The organism is Pseudomonas graminis, from assembly GCF_900111735.1.
Taxonomy (GTDB): Bacteria; Pseudomonadota; Gammaproteobacteria; order Pseudomonadales; family Pseudomonadaceae; genus Aquipseudomonas; species Aquipseudomonas graminis.
In genome coordinates this window covers 106,367-115,985 of the sequence record NZ_FOHW01000002.1, presented here as the reverse complement: position 1 = coordinate 115,985, position 9,619 = coordinate 106,367, and the positions used below count along the sequence as shown (strand labels likewise).

Below are 9,619 nucleotides of genomic sequence, written 5' to 3'. Positions count from 1 at the left end.
ACCGGCCTCTTCGCGGGCAAGCGCGCTCCTACAGGTGTTGTGTCGAGCCTTGTGTTTCGGGATTCACAATCACCGTGCAGGTGATCCCCGCCGCCAGGACCACGCCTTCCGGCACGTGATCCAGGTGAATGCGTACCGGCACGCGCTGGGCCAGTCGTACCCAGTTGAACGTCGGGTTGACGTCAGCGATCAGTTCGCGGCTCTCAGGGTTATCGCGGTCGTAGATGGCGCGGGCGATGCTCTCGACGTGGCCCTTCATCACTTCCCCGCTCATCAACTGCATGTCCGCCGGATCGCCGATCCTGACGTGGGGCAGTTTGGTTTCTTCGAAGAAGCCGTACACCCAGAACGAATTCATATCGACGACGGCCATCTTGGCCTCGCCGATGCGCGCGTAGTCGCCGCGATGCACGTTGAGGTTGGTGACGTAACCATCCACTGCCGCCAGCACTTTGGTACGTTTCAGGTTCAGTTGCGCGGCGTCGAGCTGGGCGACCGCCAGTTGATAATCCGCCTGGGCAGATGTAGCGACATTCCCGGCGTCTTCGCGGCTTTCGGCGGAGATCACCAAGGCGTCCATGTCCTTGCGCCGATTGGCGTTGACCTTGCGCATCTCCCAGGTCGCCTTGCGTGACGCCACCATCGCCTCGGCCTGCTTCACCGCCAGCTGATAATGCTCAGGGTCGATCTGCATCAACAGGTCGCCTTTTTTCACCGGCTGGTTGTCCTTGACCGGCACGTCGATCACCACGCCGCTGACATCGGCGGCGACGTTGATCACGTCGGCGCGCACCCGGCCGTCGCGGGTCCACGGCGTGTCCATGTAATGAATCCAGAGCAGCCGGCCGATCCCGATGGCCAGGGCCAGAATCAACAAAGTTGCGATCAGACTGAAGAGCTTTTTCATCTCAACCAACGTGCCTCAACGGTAAACAGTGAGCGCCATGGCGCCGAAAATGCAGCTGAACAGGCTCAGACGCAGCAGCGCCGGATGCCAGAAAAAACGGTACAGGTCGAGCCCGGACATGAAGCGGTCCAGCGCCCAGGAAAGCACCATGGCGACCATAAACATGACGGTCACGGTCGGCATGTAAACGCCGTGGAAGGCGAGTTCACGAGGCATTGAGTTGTCCTTGGGGCGAGGCCACAGCCGCCCGCTCTGACGGAACGCCCGCCAGCGGCGATTGCGGGTCCAGCAGGCAGGTGCGGATGAAGTGCAGGTAGCTTTTTACCCGGCGCAGCGCCGAGGTGTCGAAGTGCGGCGCGAAGGGCTCGTCGGTGTTCTGCACGCAGACGATGGCGTGATCGACGGCCGACAGGCTGCGCGCCAGGTTATGGCGATCGGGCTGGATGAACAGACGAATCAGCGAGCGCCCCATGGCGCGAATCGCCTGGCGCCAAGGTTGCGATTCGGCATAACTCGGGTGCACCGGCAGGATGTCCTGCTCGCGGCGCAGCTCGATGATCGCGTGGCCGATCTCCAGCACCACGAACATCCAGCGCAGCAGATTGCGTTGCACCTCGGGTTTGCCGGCGGCCAGGCCGTAGGCCTGATGCATCAGATCGCGGGTGCGGCTTTCAAAACTGGAACGAATCCCGCGCAGCGGCGCGCTGATGGCAAAACTGACTTGTCGGCGCAGGTTGCCTTCCAGCCGCTGCCACAGCCAGCGACTGTTGGGCGGCAAAATGATCGCCCCCGCCGCCGCACACAACAGCATGCCGAGGACCATGGCGATGTAGTCATTGATGAACGCATACGGGTTGTAGACCGTGAGGTTGTCGGGCGCCGAACCAATGCTGAAGAAAATCAACAGCCCCAGCCCATATCCCACCCACTGCGGCCGCGTGGTCAGGAAGGTGCCGAGCACGAACACTGGCGCCAGCACCATGCACAACAGGGGAAAACCATCGATGCGCGGCAGCACGAAAAAGGTGATGAAAAAGCCCAGTACGGCGCCCAGAAATGTCCCGCAGGCCATCTGGAATGACATGCGCCTGGGGTTCGGCGTCGTCGCGGAAAGCGCCACGGTGGCGGCAGACACCAAGGTCATCGACGCACCGCTCGGCCAGGCCGTCGCGACCCAATACACCGACATCACCGCGAGAATAAACGTCGCGCGCACGCCGGAGGCCAACGAAGACAGCCAACTGGTGGTGGACACGAACGGCTCGACCCATTTCTCCCGCGCATGGCGGTGATCGGCCAGGGAGGCGTGGGTTTGAGCGTAGTCATGCATGTCGTCGACGAAGCGATACAGCAACTCATACGCGGTGTGGAAATCCAGTAGGTCGTCGTCGCCGGGCTCGGTCTTGACGAACTCGGCCCGCAGGCTGCGCACGTGTTCGGGCAAATCGGCCTTGTACACGCTCAACCGATTGGCCAGCAGCGCGGCATCGGCGTTGGTCAGCGCGCGCCCGGCGAAAGGCTCCAGCAATCGAGTCAGCGCATTCAGGCCCGGCTCGATGGCCTGAACCGCCGGGGTCACACCGCGCCGACGCAAGCGTTCGAGCAGTTGATGCAAGGCGTTGAAGCGCGTGGTGATGGTCATGAATTCGCTGTTCAGGCGATTCAACCGACCGTTGCGACGGCGCATGTGCGGGTCTTCGAACACGGTGACCGCGCGCAGACCTTCGAGCCCCACGGCGTCGGCGATGAAGCGCACATTGCTGGCTTCGAAGGAGGCCGGATCGCTCTCGCCGCGCAGGCCAGTGATGACGAACTGGGCGAAGGTGCCGAAGCGCTGGTACAAGGTATTACGCATCGCCGCGCCGGCACTTTGCGGCAGGATCGCGGCGCTGACCAGGGTCGAGCAGACGATGCCGAGGGAGATCTCCAGCACCCGCCACATGGCCGCCATGAACGAGGTGTCCGGGTGCGCGAGCGCGGGCAGTCCGGTCATCGCGGCGGTGTAGCCGGCCAACACAAAACCGTAGGCGCGGAAGTTGCGATAACGCGCGGCACCGGCGCAGCAGAAGCCGACCCAGATCGCCAGACTGCCGAGGAACAGCTCGCTGTTTTGCGCGAACAGCGCCATCAGCGTAACCATCACCACGGAGCCGGCGAGCGTCCCGAGCAATCGGTAGAAACTTTTCGCGAAGACCTGCCCGCTCTGGGGCTGCATGACGATGAACACGGTGATCATGGCCGTGCGCGGCTGCGGCAGTTCCAGGCGCATGGCGATCCAGTAGGTCAGGAACGCCGCCATCAGCACCTTGCCGATGTAGATCCACGTCACGCCATCGCTGCGCGCCCAATCGTTGAGGCCGCGGCGCCATTCGAGGGATTTGAGCCAGTTGAAACCCAAGTTCATCGCCAAGTCCTGTAGGAGCGTGGCTTGTCCCGCGAACTGCCGGGAACCGGCAGCAAGATCGGTACATGTGGTGAGTCTGGCCAAATCGAGTGGGCAAATTTGGCGACCGGTTCCCGGTCGATCGCGGGACAAGCCACGCTCCTACAGCCGGAGAGTTTCATTAATCAAACACCGCCAACGACACCGGCGTTTTCGGCGCAGCGGTCCTTTCCGGCGCAGGCGAGTCATGGCCCGCCATCAACCCGCCGCCCAGCGCCACCACCAGCTCCGCATGCACCGTCAGGCGCTCGGCCTGGACGTGTTGCTGCACCTGCTGCTGATGGAACAACAGCGTCTGCGCGTTGAGCACATTGAGGTAATCGGTCAGGCCGCGTTGATAGGCAACCATCGCGATGTCGTAGGTTTTCTGCGCGGCGGCCACCGACTGATCGGCGAACTGCTGTTGCTTGTCCATCGACTCGCGACGAATCAGCTGATCGGAAATGCTCTTCAGCGCCATCACCAGGGTCTGGTTGTACTGCGCGACGGCTTCGTCATAGCCCGCCGACGCCACGCCCAGCTCCGAACGCAAACGCCCGCCGTCGAAGATCGGCAGGGTGATCGCCGGGCCCACGCTGTAGTTGAATTTCTTGCCGGCGAGGAATTCCAGCATGCCGCCGCCAGTGGCCATGTAACCGAGGCTGCCCATCAGATCGACGTTCGGATAAAACCCGGCATGAGCGACATCAATGCCCCGCGCCTGCGCCGCCACCCGCCAGCGGCTGGCGACCACATCCGGACGCTGCCCCAACAGTTCGGCTGGCAACGCCGAAGGCAACTTCAACGCGGCGGTAAGCGACAGCGTCGGGCGCTGCAGACTCGCGCCCTCGCCCGGGCCTTTGCCGGCCAGCGCCGCGATCTGATTGCGGCTCAAAGCAATCGCCTCGTCCAGGGCGTCAATCTGACGATGGGTTTCGGGCAGCGGCGTTTCCGCCTGGCTGACTTCAAAATGGGTGCCGATGCCGCCTTTCAGGCGACGCTGGGCCAGATCAACGATCTGCTGCTGTTGCGCGAGGGTCGCTTCGGCAATGTCACGCTGGGCGTAGTTGAGCGACAGCTGGATGTACGCGCGGACGATGTTGTCCTGCAATTCCAGCTGCGCCTGACGCTCCTGGGCCGCACTAATGTGCGCCATGTCCAGCGCCTGTTCGGAGTGATTGCTCTCCTGGCCCCACAGATCAAGGGAATAACTCAGACCCAGCGAGGCGTTGTTGTCCCACGTGCTGGTGTTCGACAGTTCACCCGGACCGTAGAACTGATCCGTCGGCCAGTTGTGTCGTTTCAGGCTGCTGTCGCCGGAGACGTGCAGGGATTCCGCCGACTCCGCGATGCCCGCCATGGCCTTGGCCTGACGCACTCGCGCGGCCGCGATCGCCAGGCTGGGGCTGCCCAGTGCGGCCAGTTCGATCCAGCGATTGAGTTGCTCGTCGCCATAGGCCCGCCACCACTGACCGGCCGGCCAGCGGGCGTCTTTGTCGGCCGCCTTGATAGCGTCGTCAGTGGCCAGCGCGTCGGGCGACAACGCTGTGCCTTGTGGGGCAATTCCGCCAGTTCCGATGCAGCCGCTAATGAGTAACGTTAAAGCCCACACACTGAGGGGCTTGAGCCCTCTGACGAGACGACGCGGCACTGCTGCAATTACCTAATGGAGGGGGAATCGATGATGCGGCGATTCTAGGGGGCGTCTAGTCCGGCGATAAGCCGGGACTTCTGCGAATCTTTGTTACCGAACAGGAGATAATCCTTTGGTATGGCTGACATGGATCAGTTACTTCATGTCACAATTTGCCATCTCACCTGAGAACGGCCAATGGACACTCTGCAAAACATGCGCGCCTTCACTTGCGTGGCGCAAGCGGGCAGCTTCACCGCTGCCGCTGCGCAACTGGACACCACCACCGCAAACGTTTCGCGCGCTGTCTCCAACCTTGAAGCTCATCTGCAAACCCGACTCCTGAACCGCACCACGCGACGCATCGCCCTGACTGAAGCGGGCAAGCGTTACCTGCTGCGCTGCGAACAGATTCTCGGCTATGTGGAAGAAGCGGAAGCCGAAGCCAGCGACGCCCATGCGCGCCCGGCCGGGCAGCTGAAAGTCCATTCCATGACCGGCGTGGGCCAGCATTACGTCATCGACGCGATTGCCCGCTACCGGCGCAATCACCCGGACGTCTCGTTCGACCTGACCATGACCAACCGCGTCCCGGACCTGCTCGAAGAGGGTTACGACGTGTCCATCGTGCTCGCCAGCGAGCTGCCCGATTCGGGCTTCGTGTCCCAGCGACTGGGCATCACCTACAGCATCGTTTGTGCCTCGCCCGCCTACATTAAGGCGTTCGGCATGGCACACCGGCCGGCTGATTTGCTCAACCATGCCTGCCTGCGCCTGGTCAGCCCGGTGTTCCCGCTGGAAAAATGGGCGTTCGACGGCCCCGAAGGCCAGGAGACCGTGACCATCGGCAACTCACCGTTTCTGGTGAACTCGGCCGACGCCATGCAGGCCGCGATCAGCAGCGGCATGGGCATCGGGATTCTGCCGATCTACTCCGCCATCGAAGGCCTGCGTAATGGCACGCTGGTGCGGGTATTGCCGCAGTACCGTTCCCACGAGCTGAACCTGTACGCGATCTACCCGTCGCGGCAGTACCTGGATGCGAAGATCAAAACCTGGGTCGAGTACTTGCGCGGCTCGCTGCCGGAAATCATGGCCGCCCATGAAGCCGACCTGCAGACCCATGTGTTGCCCGCGACGGTTTAACGCTCTGCCAACTACTGTCCGCGCCTGACCTGGGCCGCATCCGGACGAAAGGATTGGGTCAGTCGGAACATCCGTGTCTGATACACCGCATTCGCGGGCAAGCGCGCTCCTACAACGGATCTCGATTACAGCCACAACCAGCGGCATATCCGCCTCACTCGCCAATCCCTCGGCAAGAATGTTAGCGTGCTACGCATTGCCCTTCTGACCTGCCGAGAGAAGCTATCCGATGAAAAAGACCGTCCTTGCCTTCAGCCGCGTGTCCCCGGAAATGGCCGAGCGCCTGCAGCAAGACTTCAACGTGATCATCCCCGACCCGAAAAAGGGTGATCTGAACGCGCAGTTCAACGAAGCCCTGCCCCACAGCCACGGCATGATCGGCGCCGGCCGCAAACTGGGACGCGAGCAACTGGAAAACGCCAAACAGCTGGAAGTGGTGTCGAGCATTTCGGTCGGTTACGACAACTACGACGTCGGCTACCTCACCGAACGCGGCATCATGCTGACCAACACCCCCGACGTGCTGACGGAAAGCACCGCCGACCTGGGCTTCTCGCTGATCATGAGCAGCGCCCGCCGCGTCGCCGAACTGGACGCCTACACCAAAGCCGGTCACTGGAAACGCAGCATCGAGGCGCCGCATTTCGGCACGGATGTCTACGGCAAGACGCTGGGCATCGTGGGGATGGGCAACATCGGCGCAGCGGTCGCGCGGCGTGGTCGTCTGGGTTTCAACATGCCGATCCTGTACAGCGGTAACAGCCGCAAGACAGCCCTTGAGCAGGAACTCGGCGCGCAATTCCGTACACTGGATCAATTGCTGGCCGAATCGGACTTTGTCTGTCTGGTGGTGCCGCTCAGCGAAAAGACCACGCACCTGATCAGCACCCGTGAGCTGTCGCTGATGAAGAAGAGCGCCATTCTGGTGAACATTGCTCGTGGTCCGATCGTCGACGAACCGGCGCTGATCAAGGCGCTGCAGGACGGCACGATTCGCGGCGCCGGCCTGGATGTCTACGAGAAAGAGCCGCTGTCCGAGTCACCGCTGTTTGCGCTGAGCAACGCGGTGACGCTGCCCCACATCGGTTCGGCGACGGACGAAACCCGCCAGGCCATGGCCGACCGCGCCTACGCAAACCTGCGGGCCGCGCTGCTGGGCGAGAAGCCACAGGACCTGGTGAATGCGCAGGTGTGGAAGGGCTGAACCGCCCTTTTGATGATCGTTCCCACGGTCCCCGTGGGAATGCCGCTCCGGGCGCTCCGCGCCATTCGAGCGGGAATGACGCGGAGCGTCACAGGCTGCATTCCCACGCAGAGCGCGGGAACGATCAGCTCTCTCAATCCAGTCTGTGATCGTTCCCACGGTCCCCGTGGGAACGCCGCTCCAGGCGCTCCGCGCCAGCCAGCCTCTCACGCCGGTTTCGCGCCCACGGGCACAATCACCCTCGGCTTCCTGAATACCAGCACGTTCCCGGCCATCACCAACACCAGCCCCATCAGCGCAGGGGCGGTCCATTGGTAGCCTTCGGCAAATGCCGACACATTTAACGCCACCACCGGAAACAGCACCGTGCAATACGCCGCGCGCTCCGGGCCCATGCGGCCGACCAGGGTGAGATAGGCGGTAAAGCCAATCACCGAACCCGGTATAACCAAATACAGCAACGAGCCGATGTACCGCGCATTCCACTCAAAGGAGAACGGCGTACCGCTCAGCAGGCAATACACGCAGAGCATCGTCGCGCCATACAGCATGCCGTAGGCATTGGTGGTCAGCGGGCGCAGGCCGGCCTTCTGTTGCAGGCTGGACAGCATATTCCCCGCCGAGAAGCACAGCGTGCCGAGCAGGGTCAACGCCAGGCCGATCAAGGTTTCGCGGCTGGCACTGTGCCCGGCCAACTCCGGCCAGAACAGGCACGCCAGACCGATCAGCCCCAAGGTGCCACCCACCAGCACGTTGCGTGCGATTTGCTGCTTGAAAAAGATCCGGGCGTTCAGCGCGTTCCATAACGTCGCGGTGGAAAACACCACCGCCACCAGACCGGTGGGGATCCACTGGGTGGCGGTGTAGAAGCACATGAAGTTGACGCAGAACAGGCAAAGCCCCTGCGCGAGGCAGATGAGCTGACCGCGACGATTGACCTTCTGCAGTTTCCCGGTCGCCAGCAACAGGGCGAAGATGATCAGTGCCGCGAGGCCAAAGCGGTAGACGATCGACACTGGAATGGCGACCTCGCCCAGTTGCAGTTTCAAGGCGATCCAGGTCGTGCCCCAAATCAAAACGGTCAGCAGATACAACGTGATGTTCATGTCGGGCTCCCCAGTGAAGCCTCAGTCTGGCGGCGCGGGTCTGCGCTCACTTGCAGAAACTTGCGCATTTGATCGTTACTCCGCTGGCAGGGGCCAGCGCTCGGAGTAGGATGCGAGGCGTAGAGGAGTCCCCATGTCGTCACTTGAAACCATCCAGGTCTTTCAATCCCTGAACAGCTCGCCCCACGCGCAGCTGGAGAAGTGCGCGCCCCTGGGTGACGGGGTGATGGCGGCGCTGTGGAACAACCGCCACGACGCGCAGAACTACCACGCGCCGACTCACCACACGTTGTCGTGCTACATCGATGGCGGCACCGGGACCTTCCGCCGCGATCGGCCGGACAGGAAAGGCGCCCCGGACAAGATCTGCACGCTGCCCGCCGGCCATCAGTCCTCCTGGGTGGTGAACGGTGAAATCCGTCTGGCGCATTTGTATATCAGCCCCGAACAGTTCGCCCTCAATTGCGTAACGCTGCTGGATCGCGAGCCGCGCCAGCTGGCGTTGCAGGAGCACACGTTCCTGGATGATCCGCTACAGGCCGAGCGCTTTCATCGCCTGATCCGCATGGACTGGAGCGAGCCCGGCGAACGCATGCTCACCAGCAGCCTGGCCCATGAGCTGCTCGATCACATGGTCCTGCGCCAGGTAGGGCTGCGCGAAGGGTTGCGCTTGAAAGGCGGACTGGCGCCGCACTTGCGCCGTCAGTTGGTGGAGTTTATCGAGCAGAATCTGGCCGACCCCTTGAGCCTCGGCCAGTTGGCGGGCCTGTGCGCGCTGTCGGAATACCACTTCGCGCGGATGTTCCGCGAAAGCTTCGGCCTGCCGCCCCATCAATACCTGCTCGCTCGACGCCTCAACTGCGCCCGGGAACTGCTGCGCTCGACGCACAAGCCGTTTGGCGAGATCGCCCTGGAATGCGGCTTCGCGAGTGCCAGCCACTTCAGCAACCGGTTCAAACAGTCAGTCGGCGCAACGGCGGGCGAGTACCGGGCTGCGTTTCAGTAAATGCTCTTCGTGCGTCACTAATATCTAACGGATCAAACCCATATCAAACTGTAGGAGTGAGCTTGCTCGCGAAGACGCCGGTACATCCAGTGATTTTCCGTGGGCTGAAACAAAGCCTTCGCGAGCAAGCTCACTCCTACAGGGTCAAGCGTCTACCGGCAGAACCGGGTCGGCACGGTAAATGCTGTTCGTGCG

Annotated in this window: 8 protein-coding genes; 3 read left to right on the top strand and 5 right to left on the bottom strand. The window is 62.5% G+C overall.

The window, feature by feature from the left end:
• Positions 1 to 28 precede the first annotated feature (28 nt).
• From BMY98_RS02350 to BMY98_RS02335, 4 genes are all read right to left on the bottom strand, one after another.
• A complete protein-coding gene (locus tag BMY98_RS02350) occupies positions 29 to 907 on the bottom strand; it encodes an efflux RND transporter periplasmic adaptor subunit (protein ID WP_074884173.1) in 879 nt (292 codons plus the stop codon).
• Positions 908 to 922: 15 nt separating this feature from the next.
• Complete coding sequence (locus tag BMY98_RS02345; RefSeq protein WP_074884171.1) at positions 923 to 1,123, bottom strand: DUF1656 domain-containing protein; 201 nt, start codon at positions 1,121 to 1,123, stop codon at positions 923 to 925.
• Positions 1,113 to 3,311 (bottom strand): FUSC family protein, encoded by a 2,199-nt coding sequence (locus BMY98_RS02340; RefSeq protein ID WP_074884168.1) that lies wholly within the window; start codon positions 3,309 to 3,311, stop codon positions 1,113 to 1,115. The genes BMY98_RS02345 and BMY98_RS02340 overlap by 11 nt, the downstream gene beginning before the upstream one ends.
• A 160-nt stretch (positions 3,312 to 3,471) precedes the next feature.
• On the bottom strand, positions 3,472 to 4,980 hold the full coding sequence (locus BMY98_RS02335) for an efflux transporter outer membrane subunit (protein WP_074884165.1): 1,509 nt from the start codon (positions 4,978 to 4,980) through the stop codon (positions 3,472 to 3,474).
• 180 nt (positions 4,981 to 5,160) lie between these two features.
• On the opposite strand from BMY98_RS02335, the gene BMY98_RS02330 reads away from it, so the two are divergent.
• Both BMY98_RS02330 and BMY98_RS02325 read left to right on the top strand, forming a co-directional pair.
• Positions 5,161 to 6,108 (top strand): LysR family transcriptional regulator, encoded by a 948-nt coding sequence (locus tag BMY98_RS02330; RefSeq protein WP_074884162.1) that lies wholly within the window; start codon positions 5,161 to 5,163, stop codon positions 6,106 to 6,108.
• Positions 6,109 to 6,337: 229 nt separating this feature from the next.
• Positions 6,338 to 7,312 carry a 2-hydroxyacid dehydrogenase gene (locus BMY98_RS02325; protein WP_074884159.1) on the top strand — a complete coding sequence of 325 codons (975 nt, stop codon included), beginning with the start codon at positions 6,338 to 6,340 and terminating at the stop codon, positions 7,310 to 7,312.
• 206 nt (positions 7,313 to 7,518) lie between these two features.
• Here BMY98_RS02325 and BMY98_RS02320 read toward each other — a convergent pair whose 3' ends face one another.
• Positions 7,519 to 8,418, bottom strand: coding sequence for a DMT family transporter (locus tag BMY98_RS02320; RefSeq protein ID WP_074884157.1), 900 nt, complete (start codon positions 8,416 to 8,418; stop codon positions 7,519 to 7,521).
• 133 nt (positions 8,419 to 8,551) lie between these two features.
• Between BMY98_RS02320 and BMY98_RS02315 the strand changes: the two genes are divergently transcribed.
• A complete protein-coding gene (locus BMY98_RS02315; RefSeq protein WP_074884155.1) occupies positions 8,552 to 9,424 on the top strand; it encodes a helix-turn-helix domain-containing protein in 873 nt (290 codons plus the stop codon).
• The last annotated feature ends 195 nt before the right edge of the window (positions 9,425 to 9,619 follow it).